The organism is Sphingobium sp. (genome assembly GCF_041987595.1).
GTDB lineage: Bacteria > Pseudomonadota > Alphaproteobacteria > Sphingomonadales > Sphingomonadaceae > Sphingobium.
In genome coordinates this window covers 1-738 of record NZ_JBHIWJ010000211.1, presented here as the reverse complement: position 1 = coordinate 738, position 738 = coordinate 1, and the positions used below count along the sequence as shown (strand labels likewise).

At 58.8% G+C, this 738-nt stretch carries 1 protein-coding gene and 1 pseudogene; one reads left to right on the top strand and one right to left on the bottom strand.

Translation table 11 applies throughout. The features are described from left to right. Positions 1-364: hypothetical protein (locus ACFC3J_RS22800; protein WP_279728611.1), on the bottom strand; the 364-nt coding region annotated here is incomplete at its 3' end. Between the two features lie 116 nt (positions 365-480). On the opposite strand from ACFC3J_RS22800, the pseudogene ACFC3J_RS22795 reads away from it, so the two are divergent. Further along, positions 481-738: pseudogene (locus ACFC3J_RS22795) on the top strand (cytochrome P450); the annotation flags it as partial.

The window sequence follows — 738 nt, the reverse complement described above, 5'->3', positions numbered from 1 at the left end:
AATGACCGGTTCGATGAAAATAGCGGATCGTCAGCCGGCCATCGGCGACCTTGTAGGTTTCGAGGCTGGGCAGCGTAACAGCGCCATCCTTAGTTTGCAGGCGGTTGACGACATAGGCGGCGCCCTCGGATCCGTTGACGATCACCTCCAGTGGTTCTGTCATGCATTTTCCGCCATATTCCGCCCACATGCCAGCCATCGCGGCGTCGCCGTCCACGGCGGGCGATCCGACATATTCGATCGTAAACCCTTCTGGCCCCAACGCCCGGAAAAGGCGATCGAGTTCGTCGCGCTTCCCTTCGTTCCACAGCCGGTAATTGTCCCGGATCGCCTGTTCCAGATCCAGCACGTCTGCCTCACTCATGTGCATCGCCTCCTGTCATTGCGGATCGTCCGCATGCTCACCAGTCTCAGACGGACGCCCACGATCGCACCTGTCTTTGGCAGGGGTGGAATTTATCTCTTTTTGCTTCGGAGACTATGATGACCCAAGTCGCACAACAGCCCCTGCCGGATCACGTGCCGCCCGAACTGGCGATGGCGCTGCCGCTCTTTTCGCGGACGGTGATCTATGACAACCCGCAGGAAGTGCTGATCCCCGCGATGCATGCGGAGTTGCCGCCGATCACCTATGTCACCAACATCTTCCCGGGCGATCAACCTGGCTGGCTGCTCAAAAATGCCGAGGATGTACAGGCGATGCTGCGCGATGCCGACAATTTCACCAAGAATGGCATG